Here is a 19,331-nt window from a genome sequence, read left to right on the forward strand (position 1 = left end):
GATCCACCTGGCCGAACTGCTCCGCGCCGGCCTGCACGGCAGCGGCGTGCCGCCCCGGCCCGAGCGGTCCTGGGCCGAGCGGCCCCCGTCGCCGTCCCGGGCCGCCGGGTGGGCCGCCGCCGGGCTGGTCGGGCTGGCCGCGCTCGCCCCGGTGGCCACCGCCGCGGCCCGGCTCCGCCGGTGGGGACGGTGAGGGCCGGCCCGACCGCGCGCAGCCGTACCGGATCGGGTGACGAGCGGCCGGTGGACGGCCGGGAGAGGAGGCCCACCATGCGGGCACGCGAGGTACGCCAGCAGACCGGGCGGGTGCTGGTGGTCATCTGCGACAAGGGGGAGGAGGCGGTCGCCGCCGTCGGCGCCGCGCTGCGCGAGCAGGACATCCGGGCCGCCCGGGTGACGGCCGTGGGCGGGTTCACCGACGCGGAACTCGGCTGGTTCGACCGCGACGCCGGCGACTACCGGCGCATCCCGGTCACCGAGCAGGTCGAGGTGCTCTCCCTGCTCGGTGACGTCGCCGAACACGACGGCGAGCCGGTCCTGCACGTGCACGCCGTGCTGGGCCGGTCCGACGGCGGCACCGTCGGCGGCCACCTGCTGCGCGGGCGGGTCTGGCCGACGCTGGAAGTGATCATCTCGGAGGTGGCGCCGGAACTGGCCAAGCGGGTCGACCCGGAGACCGGCCTGGCGCTGATCTCAGCCTCCTGACCCGGCCTAAGCTCGACCCATGCCCCGGATCGTCCAGCTGCTGGCCTCGCCCGCGCACCGTTTCGTGGGCCGCCCGGCGGACGGCCCGGCGCCCGCCCCGCCCGGCGAACTGGTCGACGAGGTGCGGATCAGGGCCGGCCTGGGCATCGTCGGCGACCGCTACTTCGGCCAGCCGGCGCACCGGGAGGCGAGCGTGACGGTGATCGCGCAGGAGTCGCTGCCGCCCGGGGCGGATCTCACCCAGGTCCGGCGCAACGTGCTCACCGCCGGGCTCGCCGTGGACGACCTGGTCGGCCGGGTGCTGGTGCTGGACTCCGGCGCCGGGCCCGTCCGCCTGCGCGTGCACACCCGGGCCCACCCGTGCGCCTGGATGGACGTCACCGTCGGGCCCGGCGCCTGGAAGGCGCTGCGGGGCCGCGGCGGCGTCCGTTGCGAGCCGCTGACCGACGGCCTGCTCCGCGTCGGCCGGCTCGCCGTCACCGTCGAGGCGTGATCGTCCGCGTAGGCTGAGCGGCGTGGATCAGGAAGACCGGATCGCGCTGTTCCTCGACTACGAGAACCTGGCGCTGGGCGTACGCGACCACCATGGCGGCAGGTCCTTCGACTTCCGCCCGATCGCCGACGCGCTCGCCGAACGCGGCCGGGTGGTGGTGCGCCGGGCGTACGCCGACTGGTCGTACTTCGACGAGGACCGGCGGATGCTCACCCGCTCCCACGTCGAGCTCATTGAGATCCCGCAGCGGATGGGGGCCTCCCGGAAGAACGCGGCCGACATCAAGATGGCCGTGGACGCGGTCGAGCTGGCCTTCGAACGGGACTACATCTCCACCTTCGTGATCTGCACCGGCGACAGTGACTTCACCCCGCTGGTGCACAAGCTCCGCGAGCTCAACAAGCGGGTCATCGGCGTCGGGGTGGAGAAGTCGACCTCGGCGCTGCTGCCGCCGGCGTGTGACGAGTTCCTCTACTACGACCGGCTGGAGGGGATCGAGGTGCCCCCGCCGGCCGCCCGCCGGGGCCGGGCGGCGGCCCGGCCGGCCGCGCCGGAGGCTCGACCCGAGGCGGAGCCGCGGCCCGAGGTCCCGCCCGCGGTGGAGGAGGAGGAACCCGCCCGGGACGTGGACCGCCTCGCGGTGCTCGTGGCGCAGACGGTGGCCGGCCTGCAGGGCAGCTCCAGCGGCGAGGTGACCGCCTCCGGGCTGAAGCGGACGTTGCTGCGCAAGGATCCCACGTTCAGCGAGTCCGACTACGGCTTCCGCACCTTCGGCGAGCTGCTGCGACACCTGGCCGGGCACAACGTGGTCGAGCTGGCCGAGGGGCCCGCCAAGGGCGACCCCGAGGTGTCGCTGCCGGAGCGGGGTGACCGGGAGGCGGCCTTCGAGCTGCTCCGCGCGGTGGTGGCGGAGCTGGCCGCGGACGGCGGGGCGGCGGCGCTGTCCGGGCTGAAGAACCAGCTCCGCCGGGCCCGGCCGGACTTCAGCGAGAAGAAGTTGGGCTACCGCAGCTTCCTCCAGTTCGTCAAGGCGGCCGCCACCAGCGGGCTGGTCGACCTGGGCTGGGACGCCGACGCCGACGACTACCTGCTCACCCCGCGGCGCTCGTGATCCCGTCTCCGGCGCCTCCGGCCCGGGAACTTTCCCGCCCCCGCCACCGACCAACACGGCAGGGCCGTCGCCGCACCGGTGGCGTCCCCCGGGCCGGACGTGAGGTCGGAGGAGGACCGTGCGGATGAACCGAGCGACGCCCCGCTCCGTACTGCCGGGCATGGGTGGGACGCGGCGACGGCGGCGGCCGGTCGCATGACGGCCGAGGCCGACGACGACCAGGTGACCCGCTGGGCGCAGCGGGCCGCACGGGGTGACCAGCAGGCCGCCGCGGCCTTCGTCCGGGCCCTGCAGGGCCCGGTGTGGCGGTTCCTGGCCCACCTGGCCGGACCCGGCGAGGCGGACGACCTGGCCCAGGACACGTTCCTGCGGGCGCTGCGGAGCCTGCCCGGCTTCGCCGGCCGTTCCTCCGCCCGGACCTGGGTCTTCACCATCGCCCGGCGGGTCGCGGTGGACCACGTCCGGGCCGCGACGGCCCGGCCCCGGACGGCGGCGCTGCCCGACTGGCAGAGCGCGGCGGAGGCCGCCGGCGCGGTCATCGCCGGCAGCGACGACACCGTGACCCTGCGGCGCCTCGTCGCCGCCCTGGCGCCGGAGCGCCGGGAGGCGTTCGTCGCCACGCAGATCGTCGGGCTGTCCTACGCGGAGGCCGCCGAGGTGTGCGGCTGCCCGGTCGGCACCATCCGTTCGCGGGTGGCCCGGGCCCGGGAGGACCTGATCGCCGCCTGGCAGGACGGCTCCCGCCCGGCCCGGGGTGCCCGGGTGGTCTGACGGCTCACCGCAGGTCGGGGCATCCGACGACCGAGAGGCCGCGACCTGCCGCCGGCCGCGGCATACGCGACGCGGGGCACGGTGCGGGTCAGGCCGCCCGGCGGTCGCGGGCCTGTGCGGAGTACGGCGGCAACAGCCGCAGCGGCGCCGGCTCGGCCGGCTCCTCCAGCCGCAGCGACCAGCGGGAGCCGGCGGAGCGCCCGCGCTGCGGCGGCGTGCCGCCGGACCGCCAGCGGGGCCGGGAGAGCACCAGCACGACCACCCAGCCGGCCAGCAGGAACCCGTGGCTGACCAGTCGCTGCACCCCGACCTGGCCGGTGATCAGGTCGTTCACCGACAACAGCAGCAGGGTGGCGACGAAGGCGCTGAGCATCGGCAGCAGCCCGGCCGGGGCGGACCGGCGTACCGCGACGACCAGGAAGCCGGCGCCCACGGCCACGTTCCACGCCGCGGACTCGTGCCACAGGTGCTGGCCGGAGGTGTGCACGTGGTCGACGACGGCGTCCCGGCCGACCTGGGCCAGCCCGAGTGCCACCTGCACCGCGCCCAGCAGCCCGAGCAGCGTACGCAGGCCGAGCGACACCCGGTCCCGCCAGGCCCGCCGCACCGGGGGCGCCGCCGCGAGCACCACGTCGACGAGGTCCGGCAGCTCCGGCACCGGGTGCGTCCGCGCCCGCCGGGTCAACGCCACCGCCGCCTCGTGCCAGGCCCGGCAGCCGGCGCAGCCGGCCAGGTGCTCCTCGGCCGCCGCCGCCTCGGACCGGGTCGCCTCCCCGTCCAGCTGCGCCGACAGGATCTCCCGCCACTGCTCACACGCCATGTACGGGTAGTCGTCGGGGCCGGCCGCCCGGTTCCCGGCGAGGCCCGGAAACCGGCGCGGCGGGGCGGGCCACCGGCCGGCACGGGCGACTAGCTTCGGCGCCGGCGGGTAAGACCGGGCGTCCGGGACACCGTCGGGGCGGGGGAGCAGGTGTGACGCGGTCGTTCGTGAACTGGTCCGGCAGCCTCTCCTTCACCCCGGCGGAGTACGCCGAGCCCGCCGACGAGGACGCGGTGCGGGCCCTGGTGCGGCGCGCCCGGGACGCCGGCACGACCGTCCGGCCGGTCGGCTCCGGCCACTCGTCCAGCCCGCTGGTGCGCACCGACGGGATCCTGGTCAGCCTCGACCGGCTCGCCGGGGTGATCGCCGACGACGGGAACCTCGCCACCGCCTGGGCCGGCACCCGGCTCCGGGCGCTCGGCGAAGGGCTCTATGCCGCCGGCCTCGCCATGGACAACCTCGGCGACGTCGACTACCAGTCGATCGCCGGGGCCACCGCCACCGGCACCCACGGCACCGGCCTGGGCTTCGGCAACCTGAGCACGCAGCTCGTCGGCGTACGCCTGGTCACCGGGACCGGGGAGACCCTGGACATCGCCGTGGACCGCAACCCGGACCTGCTGCCCGCCGCGCGGCTCTCCCTCGGGGCGCTCGGCGTCGTCACCCGGGTCACCCTCGACGTCCAGCCCCGCTACGACCTGCACCGCCGCTCGTGGTGCGCGCACCTCGACTGGACCCTGGAGCACCTGGCCGAGCTCCAGCACACCAACCGCAACATGGATTTCTACTGGTATCCGCGCAGCGACCTGACCCAGGTCCGGGTGCTGAACCGGGTCGACGAGACGCCGGACGAGCGCGCCTGGGCCGGTCGCCGGGCCGGAGCGGTCGGGACGCGGGAGAGTCAGGTCGGCCCGACCCACCGCACCATCCCCCGGCACCGTGAGCTGCGCTTCGAGGAGATCGAGTACATGCTGCCGTCGGAGGCGTTCCCGGCCTGCTTCGCCGAGGTGCGCCGACGGATCCGGGAGCGGCACCGCCGGGTGGCCGGCTGGCGGGTGCTGGTGCGCAGTATCGCCCCGGACGACATCTGGCTCAGCAACGCCTACGGCCGGCCCACCACCACGATCGCCTGCCTGCAGAACACCTCCCTGCCGTACGAGGAGTACTTCCGGGACATGGAGGCGGTCTTCCGGCAGTACGGCGGTCGGCCGCACTGGGGCAAGAAGCACTGGCTCACCGCCCGGGAATTGCGTCCGCTCTATCCCCGTTGGGACGACTTCCAGGCGGTACGCCGCCGTCTCGACCCGGACGGGGTGTTCCTCACCCCCGACCTGGCCCGGCTACTGGAGGAGGGGTGATGACCGAACTGGGCGCCCGGGTCTGGGTGGTCCCCGGCGGGCATGTGCCCTTCCCGGCGCACGGGCCGGAGCCGGCGTTCACCGGCTTCGACCAGCTCTGCGTGCTCAATGCCGGCGACCAGGAGGCCGACCTGAGCCTGGACTTCTACTACGAGGACGCCGAACCGGTCGGGCCGTACCGGGTGCGGGTGGGGGCGCGCCGGGTGCGGCACGTCCGGGTCAACGACCTGATCGACCCGGAGGCGGTCCGGCTGGACCGCCCGTACGGCTGCGTGCTGCGCTCCCCGGTGCCGGTGGTGGTGCAGTTCCTGCGCCAGGACACCCGGCTGCCCGGCGTGGTGGCGCTGACCGGCACCATGGCCTATCCGGGGTGAGGTTCGCCCGGCGCGCGGCGGGTACCCCCGCGCATGCGGGAAGCCAGGGCCCGGTGGGGCCACCGGGTCCGGGACACCGGCCGGGACACCTACCGGCGGCTGCGGACGTACCTGATCGTGGCGGTGCAGGCCGGCCTGGCCGCCACCCTCGCCTGGGTGGCGGCCCGCGAACTGCTGGGCAGCGCCGAGCCGACGTTCGCGCCGGCCGCCGCCGTCGGTGTCATCGCCGCGTCGCTGGGCCACCGTGCCCGGCGCACCGCCGAGCTGGTGGTCGGGGTGGTGCTCGGCATCACCGTCGGGGACCTGCTGATCGCGGCGGTGGGCACCGGGCCCTGGCAGACCGGCGTGATCGTCTTCCTGGCGGTCACCGCCGCGGTGCTGGTACGCGGCCCCAGCGCCCTGGTGACCCAGGCCGGCGGTACGGCGGTCCTGGTCGCCACGCTGACCCCCACCGCCCCCGACCTGGAGCTGCCCCGGACGGTCAACGCGCTGGTGGGCGGGATCGTCGGCCTGCTGGTCGTGCTCGTGCTCGCCCCGCTCAACCCGCTGCGCACGGTCCGCCGGGTCGCCGACCCGGCCCTGGACGTGTTCGCCCGCGACCTGACCGCGTCGGCGGAGGCGCTGGCCCGGCGGGACGCCCGCGCCGCCGAGGAGGTGCTGGACCGGATGCGCGCCGCCGAGCCGGAACTCGACCGGCTCGGTGAGGTGGTCAACGCCGCCGAGGAGGTGGTCCGACTCTCCCCGGTGCGCTGGCGCCGCCGGCGGGTCCTCGCCGCCTACCGCAGCGGGGTCGAGCACATGGACCGGGCCTTCCGCAACAGCCGGGCCCTGGTCCGGCGGATCGGCACCACGCTGCGCGACGAGGAGCCGGTGCCCGCCGGACTGCCCGCCGCGGTGGCGCAGGTCGCCGAGGCGGTCCGGTTGCTGCACCGGGAGTTCCTGGCCGCCCGGGAGCCGGTGCGGGCCCGCGCGCGGGTGCTGGACGCGGTCCGCGAGGCGGGGCGGGCGTGCCGGCAGGACGTCGGCTTCTCCGGCACCATCGTCGTGTCGCAGCTGCGGACCGTCGCCAACGACCTGCTCCGCGCCACCGGTGTGCCCCGCGACGAGGCGCGCCGGCTGGTCCGCCGGGCCGCCGCCGGTCGGTGACACCGGTGTGCCATCGTGGTCCTCCGCCGAGGGAGGGGGACGCCGATGGACCTGGACGCGGATCGGCCCGGGCCGTTGAGCGGCCTGCTGGTCGCCGACTTCTCCCGGGTCCTCGCCGGCCCGTACGCCACCATGCTCCTCGCCGACCTGGGCGCCGACGTGGTCAAGGTGGAGGGCCCCGGCGGGGACGACACCCGCACCTGGGCGCCCCCGGTCCGCGACGGCGTCGCCACCTACTACCTGGGCGTCAACCGGAACAAGCGCTCGGTGGTGCTCGACCTCGCCGACCCCGGCGACCTGGTGCTGGCCCGCCGGCTCGCCGCGCGTGCCGATGTCATGATCCAGAACTTCCGGCCGGGCGCGCTGCGCCGGTTCGGCCTCGACCACGCCGGGGTCGCGGCCGGCAACCCCCGCATCGTGTACGCCTCGATCAGCGGCTTCGGCGCCGCCGGCGGCGCCGACCTGCCCGGGTACGACCTGATGGTGCAGGCGGCCTCCGGGCTGATGAGCCTCACCGGCGACGCCGACGGCCCGCCGTACAAGGCCGGGGTGGCGGTGCTCGACGTGATCGCCGGCCTGCACGCGGCGGTCGGGATCCTCGCCGCCCTGCGGCACCGGGAGCGCACCGGCGTCGGTCAGCACGTCGAGGTGGACCTGCTCTCCTCGGCGCTGTCCGGGCTGGTCAACCACGCCAGCGCGTACGTCGCCGGCGGGGTGGTGCCGACCCGGATGGGCAACGCCCATCCGAGCATCTTCCCGTACGAGCCGCTGCCCACCGCCGACGGCGAGCTGGTCGTGATCGCCGGCAACGACCGTCAGTTCCGTACCCTCTGCCAGGTGCTGGGCGTGCCGGAGCTGGCCGACGACCCCCGGTTCCGGCGCAACCGGGACCGCACCGCCAACCGGGACGCGCTGCGACCGCTGCTGGTCGAGCGGCTGCGGCGACGCGGCGGCGACGAGTGGTTCCGGGAGCTGCGGGCGGCCGGGGTGCCGTGCAGCCCGATCAACCCACTGGACCGGGGGGTCGCGCTGGCCCGGGACCTGGGGCTGGACCCGGTGGTCGAGGTGGACGGGGTGCCCGGGGTGCGGCACCCGGTCGGCTTCTCGGCCACCCCACCGCGCTACCACCTGCCCCCGCCCGAGCTGGACGCGCACGGCGCGGAAATCCGCGCCTGGCTGGCGGAGTGAGGCTCGCCGGTCCGATCCGGCTCGTCCTGCGGCACGTCGCGGTGTCCCGGGCGCTGGACCCGGTGTACAGGTGATTCACAGCTGAGCGGGCGGACGAGCGGCCCTCGGCGCGCATACCCTTGTGCCGCCCACCGATCGTCCCGGCCCGCCCAGCGGGCGTCCGCAGGAGGTCACCTCGTGTCGCACGCCGCCGTGCACCGACCGGACCGGTCGGGCGCGCCGATCCCGCCCGCGCGCCCGGCGCGCCGGCGCGCCCCGCGCTGGGCCCGGTGGTGCGTGGCGGCCGGCGCGACGCTGATGACGCTCAGCGGCGTGGCGCTCGGTGGCAGCCAGTTCCTGCTGCACGCCGCGACCAGCAAGGTCACCCAGCAGAACCTGCTCGGCGCGGCGGCCGCCCCCCGCCAGCACCGAACGATCAGCGGTGCGAAGAACATCCTGCTGGTCGGCGTCGACACCCGGCCGCACCAGGATCCCAGCCAGCTCACCCGGTCCGACTCGATCATCCTGGTGCACATCCCGGCCGACCACAGCCGGGCCTACCTGGTCTCGCTGCCGCGTGACTCGCTGGTCGACATCCCCGCCTACGACAACGGCGCCACACCGTTCCGGGGCGGAAAGAACAAGATCAACGCCGCCTTCGCCTTCGGCAGCCGGGGCCTGAGCGGGCCGGCGGCCCTGTCGCACGGTTTCGAGCTGCTCGCCCTGACCATCCGCGACCTCACCGGGATCACCCCGGACGCCGGCACGATCATCGACTTCCAGGGCTTCAAGCAGATCGTCCAGGTTCTCGGCAAGGTCTGCCTGTACGTCGACGAGACCACCACCTCGATCCACGTGGGGCACGACAAGGACGGCAAGCCGGCGGCTCCGTACAAGATCAATCCGGACGGCACGGTCAACCACCGCATCCACGGGGTCACCCCGAACGTCTACACCAAGGGCAACCACTGCCTCGACCCGGCGGACTCGCTGGACTTCGTGCGGCAGCGGGACCTGCTGGCCAACCGTGACTACGACTACGGCCGGCAGCGCCACCAGCAGCAGTTCCTCCGGGCGGTGCTGCACCAGGTGATGACCGACGGTCTGAACTCGCCGACGAAGCTGCCCGGTCTGCTGACGGCGGTCGGCCGGACCATGACCGTCGACGACGGCGGCATCCCGCTGGAGGACTGGGCGTTCGCCATGCGCGGCATCGGGCCGGACGCGATCACCACCATCAAGACCAACGGCGGCAGCTTCAACAGCCGCTCGGTCCCCGGGGTGGGCAGCGCCGAGATCCTCAGCCCGACCAGCATGGAGCTGCTGCACGCGGTCAAGGTGGACGACGTCGGGTCCTTCGTCGAGGCCCACCCGACCTGGGTGGCCCCCGCCGGGCCGGGCACGACCGCCCACTGACGGCCGGCTCCCCGCCGCGGGCGGGGAGCCGGAGAACCGCCTTGGTTCCCCGCCCGGTACCGCCTATGGTGGCGGCATGTCCCGGGCCGGCCAGTCGATCCCCACCGCGGTGGCGCCGGCCGCTGCCCCGCGCCGCCGGGCCGCCGTCGCGCCCGCGCACGGCCTGCCGAGCCCGATCCCCACCGGCCGTGGCCCCCCGGAGAAGCGCATCCCACTCCGCGTACGGCCACCAGGGCGAAGCCATCCGGCTCCGGCCCTTTTTCTTTTTCCGAGGAAGGATCCGACATGGGCACCGACATCCGAGGCGGCCTCGACCAGCAGTGGCTCACCCGGCTGCGAGCCACCCTGACCAGCGACTTCGAGGCGCAGACCGCCCGGCTGACCGAACTGACCGCGGACACCGGCGACCCGGGCGAGGCGCACACCCGCGCCGCGATGATCGCCGACACCCGGCAGAGCCTGGGGCAGATCGGCGACGCGCTGCGCCGTATCGCCGAGGGCGGCTACGGCACCTGCGAGCGGTGCCGGACGCAGATCCCGCCGGAGCGCCTGGAGGTGCTGCCGCACGCCCGGTTCTGCGTACCGTGCCAGCGCGAGCAGGGCTGAGCGGGGCCGCGCCGGGCCGTCCGAGGGCGGCCCGGCGTCAGCCCGCGGCGCCGAGCCGCCGGTCGAGCCAGTCGAGCAGGGTCCGCTCGTACTGCGGGCTGACGCTGTCCACCGTGTCGCCCTCGTGCCGGGTGGGCGCGTGATCGCAGCCGGCCAGCCGGGCCACGGTCAGGTCCGCCCCCGACCGGCGCCACACCGCGAGGCTCTCCTCGATCGGCGTCCAGGCGTCGGTTTCGCCGTAGCAGAGCAGCACCGGGCAGGACACCTTCGCGAAGACGGGCTCCGGATCGAAGTCCAGGTCGGCCCACGAGCCCGGTTCGGGCAGCTCCCGGGGCAGGAACGCCAGCGGAAACCAGGGCCGCGCGACGGCGGCGTCCAGCTCCGCCCGGGCGACCGCCCGGGGCACGGCACCGCGCAGGTACGCCTCGGCGACGCCGCGTAGCCGGGCCAGTTCGGCGAGGTCGGCCGGGCCGTACCCGTGCCGCCGGAGCTGTTCGGCGGTTCCGTACCGCATCTGCGCGGCCGGGCTGACCCCGCTGGATCCGACGAGCACGAGGAAGTCGACGGGGTGCCGGCTGGCGGTCAGCGCCGCCGCCCACGTCCCCTGGCTGAACCCCCACAGTCCGACCGGGACGTCCCCGACCCGCCGGCGCAGCTCGTCGAGGGCGGCCGCCGCGTCGTCGGCCTGTTCGGTCAGCGGCACGTCGCGACCGTCCACCCGGGGGCGCCGGTCGTAGCGCAGTACGGCGATCCCGGCCGGGGGCAGCAGCCGGGCCAGGTGCTCGTAGAGGAAGTACGACCGCTGGTCGGCGTGGGAGCCGTGCAGCACGGCGAGGCCGCCGCGGGCCGGCCCGGCCGGCAGGTCCAGGGTGGCCGGCAGCCGCGGCCTGCCGAGGTGCAGCTCCATGCCGGGCAGTCAACCACGGTCCGGCCGGCGGCGTCCGCCCCTGCGTCGCGTGGACCGGACGGCCGGACGGTGACGCGGGGCCCCGCGCGCCTGCGGGGCCCCGCCGGCCTCACCGGCCCTGGAGAGCCCTGACGTTGTCGCCGAAGGTCCAGCCCTTCGACCCGTCCCAGTTGATCGACCAGGTCATCAGCCCCTTCAGGCCGCCCTGGTAGGTGTTCCACGCCTGCCCGACGAGGGAGGGGCCCATGTACCCACCACCGGCCCCGGACTGGGCGGGCAGGCCGGGCACCTGCCGGTCGTAGGGGACGCGGATGGTGGTGCCCTGCACGACCAGCCCGGTGTTCAGGCAGTTGGTCTGGGCGACGAAGCCCTGCACCGTGCCCGCGGCGTACGAGTCGCCGGCGCAGCCGTACATGCTGCCGTTGTAGTACTGCATGTTCAGCCACCAGAGCCGGCCGTTGTCGACGTACCGCTTGACGATCGGCAGGTAGGCGCCCCAGATCGAGCCGTAGGTGACGCTGCCGCCGGTGACGTACGCCGTCTCCGGGGCCATGGTGAGCCCGAAGCCGGCCGGCATCTGGGCCAGCACCCCGTCGATGATCCGGATCAGGTTGGCCTGCGAGGTGGAGAGCTGGTTGATGTTCCCGCTGCCGGTGAGCCCGGTCTCGATGTCGATGTCGATGCCGTCGAAGTTGTACCGCTTGAGGATCGGCACCACGGTGGCGACGAACCGGTCGGCGACCGCGCTGGAGCCCAGGTCGATGCCGGCGGCGGCGCCGCCGATGGAGAGCAGGACGGTCAGCCCGGCGGCTTTGGCCTGGCACATCTCGGCCGGGGTGGGCACCTTCACCCCGGCGTCCATGCCGTCCTCCCAGAGCACCGTGCCGTCGGAGCGGATCACCGGGAACGCGGCGGTGACCACGTTGTAGCCGTGCCCGGGGATGCGCGGGTCGGTGATCGGGATCCAGCCGAGGCCGGGGTGCACCCCGTTGGCCGCGCCGTCCCAGTTCTCCCAGTAGCCCTGGAGCACCTTGCCCGACGGCCGGGGCTTCAGCGGGCAGGTGGTGCCACCCGGGGAGGAGGTGGGCGTGGGCGAGGGCGAGGACGTGGGGGTCGGCGACGGCGTCGGCGAGGGGGAGCGGGTGGGCGACGGGGTGGGGGAGGGCGTGGACGTGGTGGGGGTCGGGGACGGGGTGCCGCCGCCGTCGCAGGCGCCCAGGTCGGTCCAGAGCGCCGGGGTGGCCGGCGGGGTCCAGCCGGCGCCGACCGGTGGGGTGTTCGTCTGCAGCGCCTGGTAGAGCCGGCCGGCGTAGGTGGCCTTGCTGCCGGCGGTCCAGGTGACCCCCTCGGCCCAGGCGGGTACGCCGGCGCAGGAGACCAGGGCGGTGGTGCCGGCGGTGGCGGCCGCGCCGGTGGTGGCCGGCAGGGCGGCGCCGGCGAGCAGCAGGGCGCCGCTGAGCAGTGCGGTCGACCCGCGTCGAAGTCGCATGACATACCTCCTCATCGATGCGGCGGAGGCTATCAGTAAACTTTGTTAAGTGTAAATGCGCAGTACTCTGTCAACACTTGCTTCACGGTGTGAATGCGGCCGCGCACGGCGGCCCGGGAGAGGACGGCGCGGGACGTGGACGCCAGACGCACCACGGTGCGGGACATGCGCCGGGCGAACCGGTCGGTGCTGCTCAGCCGGATCTGGCTGGACGGCCCGCTCAGCCGCCACGAGCTGGGGCAGACCACCGCGCTGAGCCTGGCCAGCGTGAGCAACCTGGTCGGCGAGATGATCGGCGAGGGGCTCGTCGAGGAGGCCGGTTCGGTCGAGTCCGACGGCGGCCGGCCCCGGGTGCTGCTGCGTGTCGCCCCCAACTACGGCTACCTGGTCGGCGCCGACGTCGGCGAGACCCGGGTCCAGGTCGAACTCTTCGACCTGGCGATGACCGCCCTCGCCAAGGCCGAGTATCCGATCGCCGCCGCCAACCCCGACCCGCGGGACGTCGCCGGCCACCTGCTGCACGGCCTCGACGCGGTGGTCGAGCAGGCCGGTGTCGATCCGGCCGCGGTGCTCGGGTTCGGCGTCGCCGTCTCGGGCACCGTCGAACGGACCGCCGACGCGGTCGTGCACGCGCAGACCCTCGGCTGGGACGGCGTGCCGCTCGGGGCCATGCTGCGCGCCGGCACCGACATCCCGGTCCACATCGACAACGGCGCGAAGACCCTCGGCCAGGCGGAGATGTGGTTCGGCGCCGGGCGGGGCGTGCGGCACGCGGTGGTCGCCCTGGTCGGCTCCGGCGTCGGCGCCTGCGTGGTGGCCGACGGTGTCGGCTACCGCGGCGCGCACAGCAGCGCCGGCGAGTGGGGCCACACCACCATCGTGTACGGCGGCCGACGCTGCCGCTGCGGCAACCTCGGCTGCCTGGAGGCGTACGTCGGGGCCGAGGGCGTCCTGGACCGGTTCCGGCAGGCCAACCGGGGCCGCCCGGCGGCCGGCGGCGACGAGGAGACCGCCTTCGGCGAGCTGCTGCGCTCCACCGGCCGGACCGCCGGCAAGGTGCTCGACGAGACGGTCGGCTACCTCGGCGCCGGGGTGGCGAACCTGGTGAACCTCTTCAACCCGGAGCGGGTGGTGCTCGGCGGCTGGGCCGGACTGGCCCTGGGCGAGCGCTACCTGCCGCAGATCCGGGCGGCCACCGCCCGGCATGCGCTGCGTCAGCCGTACGCGCAGACCTCGATCGAGCTGTGCCGGCTCGGACCGGACGCGGTCGCGATGGGCGCGGCCACCCTGCCGATGGCCCGGCTGCTGCGCGACGGCGGCGTGCCGCGCGAACCGGTCGCCCGGCTGACCCCGGCGGCGCGGGGCCCGCTGAGCGGCCGGGCGCGAGCCCGCTGAGGCGCCGGGCCGGCGGGAGGCCGCCGGCCCGGCGCCCGGGTTCAGGATGGCAGGGTCCACTTCTGGTTGGCGCCGCCCGTGCAGCTCCAGATCTGTGTCCTCGTGCCGTCGGCGGAGGTGTTGCCGGTGACGTCGAGGCACTTGTCGGCCTGCGGGTTCACCAGGTCCCGTCCGGCCGTCCAGACCCACTGCTGGGCGGCGGTGCCGTTGCAGGTCCACAGCTGCACCCTGGTGCCGTCGGCCGTGCCGCCGCCGGCCACGTCCAGGCACTTGCCGAGCGACCGGAGGGTGCCGTCGGCGGCCCGGGTCCACTGCTGGTTCGGGCCGCCGAAGCAGGTCCAGACCTGGATCGGCGTGCCGTCGGCGGTGGCGTTGTCGGTGACGTCGAGGCACTTGCCGCCGATGCCGGTGACCAGGCCGGTCGGGGCGCCGCCGCCGGACTGGGTGCCGGACCAGGTGAACGTGGCGGTGGTGCGCGCCGGCAGGGTGTAGGTGAAGGACTGCCCGCCCCACACCACCTTCACCGACTGGGCCGAGGTGCCGCCGTTGTGCGCGATCAGCGCCTTGGTGCCGTCCGGGTTGCGGTACGCGACGTTCTGCACGGTGGCGTTCGCGGTGGAGGCGATCCGGTACGCCCCGGGCCGGACGAACTTCGTCAGGTGTCCGGTGGTGTAGTACTCGACGGTGTAGTCGACCTGCCCGGCGCGCGAGTCGCCCTCGTGCACGGTGATCAGGCCGGTGCAGGTGCCGCAGCCGCCGTTGTGCGGGCCCATGTTCTGGTTGACCGCGAGGCTCCACTTCACCACGCTCCGGCTCCAGTTCCGGGCGTAGTTCACGATGTCGGCCAGGTCCTCGTTGTGCTGGTTGCCGATCCAGGTGCCGCCCGAGTGTTCGGTGCTGAACTGCGGCACCGCCGGGTACTGGTCGTGCACCTGGCTGCCGACGGCCGGGTCACCCCAGTAGCCGTGCCAGGCGATCCCGCCGAAGAGCGGATCGGTGCGGACCGCGCTGTCGGCGAGCAGCCCCGAGCCGATGGTGCCGTAGTCGCCGTAGTTCCAGTCGTGCACCAGGACCTTGGTGGTGATGCCGGCGGCGCGGAACGCCGGGTAGACGAAGTTCTTGGTCAGCTCCACCAGGCCGGAGGAGTTCCAGCTCATCCCCGGGTAGTCCATCGCGGTGGGGTTGCCCGCCTGGCAGCAGTTCGGCTCGTTCTGCAGCGAGACGTAGTCGACCCGCACGCCCCGGGCGGCGTACGCCTGGATGGTCTTCACGAAGTACTGGGCGTAGGTGGCGTAGTACTCCCAGTTGAGCCAGCCCATCTGGTCCATCCGGCCGTTGTCCTTCATCCAGCCGGGAGCGCTCCACGGCACCACCATCACCCGCAGTCCCGGGTTGAGCTGCCTGGCCTGCGCGGTGAGCAGTTCCACGTCGGTGTCGTAGCCGTTGGCCCCGAAGTCGTTCAGGTCGCAGCAGGTGTCGTCGAGCGAGACGTTGCCGGGGCGGGACAGGTCAGAGGCGCCGACCGGGTTGCGCAGGTACGACAGGCCGATGCCGTCGGTCGGGCTGAACAGCTTGCGCATCACCTCGTCCCGGGTGGCCGCGCTGGCCGGCCCGCCGCGCAGCAGGTACGCGGTGGTGTCGGTGATGGACGCGCCGGCGCCCTCGAACTGCTGGTAGCGGGTGTTCTCGTCGACGGTGACGGTGTGCGTGGCGGCGGCGCTGGACGCGGCGAAGCTCAGCGGGCTCTGCGGTTGCAGGCCCCGGGTGACGGTGCGGCCGCCGGCGTCGGAGGTGGTGGTGAGCCAGATGTTGACGGTCTCCCCGGCGGCGTGCGCGGCCGGGGGCGGGGACAGGGCGACGCTGCCGGCGGCCAGGCAGAGCGCCAGGGCGACCCGGCCGGCGAGCCGGGGGGTGGTGGTGGGGGACACGGATGCTCCCTTCGCAAGAATCGACATCCGTGAATGAGAAAACCCCTCACCCCCCCTTATGTCAAGGCATGAATAAAGCGTTCGGGCAGGGCGTACGGGCATGGTGGGACGGCCGCCCGGGCGCCAGCCCGCGCGGCCGTCCCGACGGCGGCTCAGCGCTCCCCGCGCACCCGCCGGACGGTGTCCCGGTACCAGTGCGCGCTGCGCTTGGGCGTGCGCCGCTGGGTGTCGTAGTCCACCCGGACGATGCCGAACCGCTTGTCGTAGCCGTACGCCCACTCGAAGTTGTCCAGCAGTGACCAGGCGAAGTAGCCGCGCACGTCGGCGCCGGCCTGTCGGGCCCGGGCCACCGCGCGCAGGTGCTCGGCCAGGTACGCCACCCGGTCGTCGTCGGCGACGAACCCGTCGGCGTCCGGCCGGTCGTCGAAGGCCGCGCCGTTCTCGGTGATCACCAGCGGCAGGCCCGGGTAGTCCCGGTGCAACCGGACCAGCAGGTCGGTGAAGGACTCCGGCACGATCTCCCAGTCCATGGCGGTGCGCGGCAGGTCCCGCGGGACCACCCGGCGCACCGGCCGGCCCCGCTCGTCCCGCTCCCGCCCCTGCTCGTCCACGCCGGAGTGCAGCTGCCCGAAGTAGTAGTTCACGCCGAGCACGTCGATCGGGGTGGAGATGACCGCCAGGTCGCCCTCCCGCACCGGGACGCGGACGCCCTCGGCGGCCAGGTCGGCGATCACGTCCTCCGGGTACCGGCCGTGCACCAGCGGGTCCAGATAGATCCGGTTGGCCAGGCCGTCGGCGGCCCGGGCGGCGTCCCGGTCGGCCGCGCTGTCGGTGGCCGGGTCGGCGGGCGCCAGGTTGAGGGTGATCCCCAGCTCGATCGGGGTGCTCGCCGCCGCCCGCAGTCGCTGCGCCGCCAGCCCGTGCCCGAGCAGCAGGTGGTGCACGGCGGCGATGCCGTCGCCCAGGTTTCGTCGGCCCGGCGCGTGCAGGCCGTACGCGTAGCCGAGCATCGCCGAGCACCACGGCTCGTTCAGCGTGGTCCAGGTCTTCACCCGGTCGCCGAGCGCGGCGAAGACCAGCTCCGCGTAGTCGGCGAACCGGTACGCGGTGTCCCGGTGCGGCCAGCCGCCGGCGTCCTCCAGCTCCTGCGGCAGGTCCCAGTGGTAGAGCGTCACCCACGGGTCCACGCCCCGGCCGAGCAGCTCGTCCACGAGGCGGTCATAGAAGGCCATCCCGGCCGGGTTCGCCGGGCCGCGCCCGCCCGGCTGCACCCGGGGCCAGGCCACCGAGAACCGGTAGGTGTCCAGGCCGAGGTCGGCGATGAGCGCGACGTCCTGCGGCATCCGGTGGTAGTGGTCGCAGGCCACGTCCCCGGTGTCGCCGTTCGCCACGGCCCCGGGGACGCGGCAGAAGGTGTCCCAGATGGACGGCGTGCGGCCGTCCTCGGCCACCGCACCCTCGATCTGGTACGACGAGGTCGCCACCCCCCACCGGAAGGTCGGCGGCAGGGTGTCGATCGGGTCGGCCTGCCCGAGGCTGGTGAGGTCGGTGTCCATGGCTCTCCTCGCAAGTCGTGCGGGTGGTCGGTCGGGCGGTGGTGGTCAGCGGGTCAGCGGCACGGCGGCCGGATGCAGCCAGCAGGCGACGCTGCGGCCCGGGTCCCCGTCGCCGGGCGGGCCGAGCGGCGGCAACTCCTTGTCGCACCTGTCGAACGCCTTCGGACAGCGCGGGTGAAAGGCGCACCCGTCCGGCATCGCCCGCAGGTCCGGCGGGGAGCCCGGAATGCCGGTCAGCTCCCGGCGCGGTCCGCGCAGCGCGGGGAAGGAATGCAGCAACCCGTCGGTGTACGGATGCAGCGCCTGCCGGTACAGCTGAGCGGCGGGCGCCTCCTCCACGATCCGGCCGCCGTACATGATCGCGATCCGGTCGGAGAACTCGACCAGCAGCGACAGGTCGTGGGTGATGAACAGCACCGCGAAGCCGAGCCGCTCGCGCAGCTCGGCGAGCTGCCCGAGGATCTGCCGCTGCATCACCACGTCCAGCGCGGTGGTCGGCTCGTCCATGATGACGACCTGCGGCTCCAGCGCCAGCGCCATGGCGATCATGACCCGTTGCCGCATCCCGCCGGAGAGCTGGTGCGGGTAGCCGTCCAGCCGGTCGGCGGAGATGCCGACCAGCCGCAGCAGCTCGCGCGCCCGCTGCCGCCGGGCGGCCGCCGTGCTCCTCGGCTCGTGCGCCTTGATCACGTCGAGCAGCTGGGTGGAGATGCGGTGCACCGGGTTGAGCGAGTTCATCGCCCCCTGGAACACGATGGAGGTCTCCGCCCAGCGGAACGCCCGCAGCTGCGCCGGGCTGAGGGCCAGCACGTCCACCGGGGGCCCGTCGTCCCGGTGGTAGATCACCTGGCCGCCGCTGACCACCCCCGGCGGGGGCAGCAGCCGGGTCAGCCCGTACGCCAGGGTGGACTTGCCGCTGCCGCTCTCCCCGGCCAGCCCCAGCACCTCGCCCCGGTGCAGGGTCAGGTCGACGTCCCGGACCGCGTGCACGGCCGCGTCGCCGAGGCCGTAGTCGACCCGTAGGCCCCGGATCTCCAGCACCGGATCCGTCATTTGGTGACCTCCTTGCCGCGCGGCGACGGGACGGTGCGGGCCGGGGCCAGCACGGGGGTGAAGCCGACCCGCATCCGGGCCGTGCGCCCGTCGGCGGTACGGATCCGGGTGCGGCCGCCGCTGCGCAGCCGGGGGCTGACGAACTCGTCGATGCCGAAGTTGATCAGCGCGAGGGCGGTGCCGAGCAGCGCGATGGCCAGCCCGGCCGGGACGAACCACCACCAGGCGCCCTGCGCCAGGGCCTGCTGGCCCTGCGCCCAGAACAGGATGGTGCCCCAGTTCCAGGACGAGACCGACGAGATGCCGATGAAGGCCAGGGTGATCTCGGACATGACCGCGAAGATCACCGTGCCGACGAAACCGGACGCGATGATCGCGGTCAGGTTGGGCAGGATCTCGAACAGGATGATCCGCCCGGTCCGCTCGCCGGTGGCCCGCGCCGCCTCGACGTAGTCCCGCCGGCGCAGCGACAGGGTCTGCGCGCGCAGCACGCGGGCGCCCCACGCCCACGAGGTGAAACCGATGATCAGCGCGACCAGGGTGTCACTGGCCTGCTCGACGATCGAGGTGACGATGATGATCAGCGGCAGCGCGGGGATGACCAGGAACACGTTGGACAGCGCCGACAGCCCCTCGTCGGCGGCCCCGCCGAGGTAGCCGGCCGTCACGCCGATGAGGATCGACAGGATCGTCGCCAGCAGGCCGGCGACCAGGCCCACGACCATGACGCTGCGGGTGCCGACCAGGATCTGGCTGAAGATGTCCTGCCCGAGGTGGGTGGTGCCGAACCAGTGCCGGGCCGAGGGCGCCTGCAGGACGTCGCCGCTGCGGGCGTCCGGGTCGTACGGCGCCACCCAGGGCCCGATGACCGCGAGGAGGCAGTAGCCGGCCAGGATCGCCACCCCGGTGGCGGCCTTGGCGTTGGCCAGGAACCGGAACCGGCGCCGCTTCGCGCGGGCCGGCGCGGCCGACGGCTGGGCCATCGCCCCCTGGCCGGGGATGACCTGTTCGATGCTCGAGGGTGAGATTGCCATCG

General features: G+C 74.4%; 19 protein-coding genes. 12 read left to right on the forward strand and 7 right to left on the reverse strand.

The window, feature by feature from the left end; translation table 11 throughout:
- The 5 genes from EFE23_RS28515 to EFE23_RS14025 form a co-directional block, all read left to right on the forward strand.
- On the forward strand, positions 1-193 hold a 193-nt coding region (locus tag EFE23_RS28515), incomplete at its 5' end, for a hypothetical protein (RefSeq protein WP_163599584.1).
- A gap of 77 nt (positions 194-270) precedes the next feature.
- The gene (locus EFE23_RS14010) at positions 271-705 is read left to right on the forward strand and encodes a PPC domain-containing DNA-binding protein (protein ID WP_123241362.1); all 435 of its coding nucleotides are present in this window, start codon (positions 271-273) and stop codon (positions 703-705) included.
- Between the two features lie 19 nt (positions 706-724).
- A complete protein-coding gene (locus tag EFE23_RS14015; protein ID WP_123241363.1) occupies positions 725-1,198 on the forward strand; it encodes a molybdenum cofactor biosysynthesis protein in 474 nt (157 codons plus the stop codon).
- A gap of 22 nt (positions 1,199-1,220) precedes the next feature.
- Positions 1,221-2,309: an NYN domain-containing protein gene (locus tag EFE23_RS14020; RefSeq protein ID WP_123241364.1), complete on the forward strand. Its 1,089-nt coding sequence runs from the start codon at positions 1,221-1,223 to the stop codon at positions 2,307-2,309.
- Positions 2,310-2,504: 195 nt separating this feature from the next.
- Complete coding sequence (locus EFE23_RS14025; protein ID WP_123241365.1) at positions 2,505-3,080, forward strand: sigma-70 family RNA polymerase sigma factor; 576 nt, start codon at positions 2,505-2,507, stop codon at positions 3,078-3,080.
- An 88-nt stretch (positions 3,081-3,168) separates the two neighbouring features.
- Here EFE23_RS14025 and EFE23_RS14030 read toward each other — a convergent pair whose 3' ends face one another.
- Positions 3,169-3,900 carry a zf-HC2 domain-containing protein gene (locus EFE23_RS14030; RefSeq protein WP_123241366.1) on the reverse strand — a complete coding sequence of 244 codons (732 nt, stop codon included), beginning with the start codon at positions 3,898-3,900 and terminating at the stop codon, positions 3,169-3,171.
- A gap of 152 nt (positions 3,901-4,052) precedes the next feature.
- Here EFE23_RS14030 and EFE23_RS14035 point away from each other — a divergent pair, with 152 nt between their 5' ends.
- From EFE23_RS14035 to EFE23_RS14060, 6 genes are all read left to right on the forward strand, one after another.
- Positions 4,053-5,258, forward strand: coding sequence for a D-arabinono-1,4-lactone oxidase (locus EFE23_RS14035; protein WP_123241367.1), 1,206 nt, complete (start codon positions 4,053-4,055; stop codon positions 5,256-5,258).
- Positions 5,258-5,632: a sensory rhodopsin transducer gene (locus EFE23_RS14040; RefSeq protein WP_204334679.1), complete on the forward strand. Its 375-nt coding sequence runs from the start codon at positions 5,258-5,260 to the stop codon at positions 5,630-5,632. The genes EFE23_RS14035 and EFE23_RS14040 overlap by 1 nt, the downstream gene beginning before the upstream one ends.
- A gap of 33 nt (positions 5,633-5,665) precedes the next feature.
- Positions 5,666-6,778: an FUSC family protein gene (locus EFE23_RS14045; protein WP_123241369.1), complete on the forward strand. Its 1,113-nt coding sequence runs from the start codon at positions 5,666-5,668 to the stop codon at positions 6,776-6,778.
- A gap of 45 nt (positions 6,779-6,823) precedes the next feature.
- On the forward strand, positions 6,824-7,966 hold the full coding sequence (locus tag EFE23_RS14050) for a CaiB/BaiF CoA transferase family protein (RefSeq protein WP_123241370.1): 1,143 nt from the start codon (positions 6,824-6,826) through the stop codon (positions 7,964-7,966).
- A gap of 177 nt (positions 7,967-8,143) precedes the next feature.
- Entirely contained in the window at positions 8,144-9,361 is a 1,218-nt protein-coding gene (locus EFE23_RS14055; protein WP_233600978.1) for an LCP family protein, read from the forward strand.
- Between the two features lie 285 nt (positions 9,362-9,646).
- Positions 9,647-9,967, forward strand: coding sequence for a TraR/DksA family transcriptional regulator (locus tag EFE23_RS14060; protein ID WP_123241371.1), 321 nt, complete (start codon positions 9,647-9,649; stop codon positions 9,965-9,967).
- Between the two features lie 37 nt (positions 9,968-10,004).
- On the opposite strand, the gene EFE23_RS14065 is transcribed toward EFE23_RS14060, so the two are convergent.
- On the reverse strand, positions 10,005-10,874 hold the full coding sequence (locus EFE23_RS14065; protein WP_123241372.1) for an alpha/beta fold hydrolase: 870 nt from the start codon (positions 10,872-10,874) through the stop codon (positions 10,005-10,007).
- 109 nt (positions 10,875-10,983) lie between these two features.
- Entirely contained in the window at positions 10,984-12,363 is a 1,380-nt protein-coding gene (locus tag EFE23_RS14070) for a glycosyl hydrolase family 18 protein (protein WP_123241373.1), read from the reverse strand.
- Between the two features lie 135 nt (positions 12,364-12,498).
- Between EFE23_RS14070 and EFE23_RS14075 the strand changes: the two genes are divergently transcribed.
- Entirely contained in the window at positions 12,499-13,758 is a 1,260-nt protein-coding gene (locus EFE23_RS14075; protein ID WP_123241374.1) for an ROK family protein, read from the forward strand.
- Between the two features lie 41 nt (positions 13,759-13,799).
- Here EFE23_RS14075 and EFE23_RS14080 read toward each other — a convergent pair whose 3' ends face one another.
- The 4 genes from EFE23_RS14080 to EFE23_RS14095 form a co-directional block, all read right to left on the reverse strand.
- Positions 13,800-15,686, reverse strand: a complete 1,887-nt coding sequence (locus tag EFE23_RS14080) for an RICIN domain-containing protein (protein WP_233600979.1) — start codon at positions 15,684-15,686, stop codon at positions 13,800-13,802.
- 152 nt (positions 15,687-15,838) lie between these two features.
- Positions 15,839-17,242 carry a GH1 family beta-glucosidase gene (locus EFE23_RS14085; protein WP_123241376.1) on the reverse strand — a complete coding sequence of 468 codons (1,404 nt, stop codon included), beginning with the start codon at positions 17,240-17,242 and terminating at the stop codon, positions 15,839-15,841.
- 45 nt (positions 17,243-17,287) lie between these two features.
- Positions 17,288-18,295, reverse strand: coding sequence for an ABC transporter ATP-binding protein (locus EFE23_RS14090; RefSeq protein WP_123241377.1), 1,008 nt, complete (start codon positions 18,293-18,295; stop codon positions 17,288-17,290).
- Complete coding sequence (locus EFE23_RS14095) at positions 18,292-19,329, reverse strand: ABC transporter permease (RefSeq protein WP_123241378.1); 1,038 nt, start codon at positions 19,327-19,329, stop codon at positions 18,292-18,294. The genes EFE23_RS14090 and EFE23_RS14095 overlap by 4 nt, the downstream gene beginning before the upstream one ends.
- Between the last annotated feature and the right edge of the window lie 2 nt (positions 19,330-19,331).

This window comes from Micromonospora solifontis (assembly GCF_003725545.1).
GTDB lineage: Bacteria > Actinomycetota > Actinomycetes > Mycobacteriales > Micromonosporaceae > Micromonospora > Micromonospora solifontis.